A 1721-nucleotide genomic window follows, 5' to 3' on the forward strand; every position below is an offset into this window, starting at 1 on the left:
GCCGATGAAATTTTACTGATCGTAAAATTTCATCGGCTTTTTAGTTTAGAGATGGGTTTTGTCCCAGCCTCTTTCTTCATTGTCATTAATCTATTCGATTGGATGGAGTTTGGCCCTGCCCGTAAGCAGTAAGTGCTTTAACGTTCAGCATCAGCATAGCCGTTCTAGTTTGAAGCGAGGCACTACCGATATGCGGGAGTGCTACAACATTAGGAAGCGTCAACAATGGATGATCTAACGTAATAGGCTCTTGTTCAAAAACATCTAGCCCTGCAGCCCACAGCTTACCACTTTTTAACGTCTCATAAAGTGCGTTTTCATCGATAATGCCACCACGTGACGCATTAATTAATACCGCATCATCTTTCATTAAAGCAAGTTCCTCTGCCCCGATTAGTCCTACTGTATCATCGTTAAAAGGTGTCATAATCACAACAAAATCCGATTGTTTTAAAAGATCCTCTAACGATACATATTGAAAGCCGTACATTTCCTCTGCCTCATGGCGACGTCTACGATTGTTGTATAAAATTTTCATATCAAAACCTTTTGCGCGTCTTGCAACAGCTTGACCAATACGTCCCATCCCAATAATTCCTATCGTGGACCCTGAAACATCTTTGCCTACTAATTGCATTGGATACCAGCTTTTCCATTTGCCCTCGCGCAAATATCGATCGCTCTCTGGAATTCTACGAGCCGTTGCAAGCAATAATCCCATTACAAAATCAGCCGTCGTATTTGTTAAAACTCCCGGCGTATTTGTCGCCATTATTCCGCGTTTACGCAAAGCTTTAATATCAATATTATTAAATCCAACTGCTAAATTTGTCACAAGCTTTAAATGGGGTGCGTGTACTAATAGCTCTTCATCGACTTGATCAGCAAGCGTTACCCAAAGTGCTTCACAATCTGCGACAGCTGCTAATAGCTTTTCCCGCGGTATAACAATTTCCTCCTCCTCCCATTGTTTAATATCATAAAACTCTTTTAACGGTTCAACTATATGTGGCGGAAACTTACGTGTAATAAATAATTTCTTTTTCATATTTCGAACACCTCTCTACTCAATTCGCCTATAGCGTAACACTTAGAACGCTCATTTTCTAGGGATTTCTTATTTTTGCATTTATAACACTATTCCTTTTTTATCACTTTCCAAACTCCATCTGCCTATTTGGTGTTTTGTCCTTCAGAAAAGGGATTTTGTCCTAAGTTTTATGAAAAATAAAACTAGTCCAATCAGTTTTGGATGCATTTTGTTCATGAAGCTAAGTTGATAGCGCCCGGTGAACAGAAACTTGCTATGGTAATAGGCCATACAAGTGATTTCTAATGAATTCGTTAGGGATTACATTTTGTTAAACGTATGCCATGCAAATAGGTTGATTGGAGTGGAGGATGGGCGACTCCTCGGGGATCAGTGATAAAGGAGCGAAGGCTAAATCCATCACATCCTGTGATAACCCCTTCGTGACCAACATCCTCCCGCTGTCGCTACGTCAGCACTACGCTTTCGCGCAAAAAACATCTGTTTGCCCAAGCGGCTCATCGGGCACCCCCAGGAAGCTCTGCTCTGCGCGAAAGCGAAGCGTCAGCGGCAAATGTTTTTCTGTAGCGAAAGCAAAGCGGCAGCTACAAATGTTTTCTGTAGCGAAAGCAAAGCGGCAGCTACAAATGTTTTCTGTAGCGAAAGCAAAGCGGCAGCTACAAATGTTTTC

2 protein-coding genes are annotated in these 1721 nt (G+C 41.7%); both read right to left on the reverse strand.

Annotation, left to right across the window (positions count from 1 at the left end):
• Positions 1-85: 85 nt before the first annotated feature.
• A complete protein-coding gene (locus ABNX05_RS25980; protein WP_349662331.1) occupies positions 86-1048 on the reverse strand; it encodes a 2-hydroxyacid dehydrogenase in 963 nt (320 codons plus the stop codon).
• A 460-nt stretch (positions 1049-1508) separates the two neighbouring features.
• A partial coding sequence (locus ABNX05_RS25985; RefSeq protein WP_349662332.1) for a hypothetical protein occupies positions 1509-1721 on the reverse strand: 213 nt, incomplete at its 5' end.

The sequence above is a fragment of the Lysinibacillus zambalensis genome (genome assembly GCF_040183165.1).
In the GTDB taxonomy this organism is placed as follows: Bacteria; Bacillota; Bacilli; order Bacillales_A; family Planococcaceae; genus Lysinibacillus; species Lysinibacillus zambalensis.